This window comes from Devosia sp. Leaf64, assembly GCF_001421945.1.
GTDB lineage: Bacteria > Pseudomonadota > Alphaproteobacteria > Rhizobiales > Devosiaceae > Devosia.
Genome location: NZ_LMLO01000021.1, coordinates 1 through 226 on the forward strand (window position 1 = coordinate 1; position 226 = coordinate 226).

Sequence of the window (226 nt, forward strand, 5' to 3'; positions counted from 1 at the left end):
GCTTCACGTAGGCCGGGGGGATCAGCTTCACCTCATGACCTAGCAGCCTGAGCTCGCGGGCCCAGTGATGCGCACCGCCGCAGGCCTCCAACGCCACCAGGCACTGTGGCTGACGGGCGAAAAACTCCAGCAACTTCGTGCGGCTGATCTTGCGGCTGAACAACGCTCGACCGCTCGCATCGGCACCGTGGGCGTGAAAAACGTTCTTCGCGATATCCAGACCGAT

At 62.8% G+C, this 226-nt stretch carries 1 pseudogene; it reads right to left on the reverse strand.

The annotated features are described in order from the left end of the window. A pseudogene (locus tag ASE94_RS21350) lies at positions 1–226 on the reverse strand (IS110 family transposase); the annotation flags it as partial.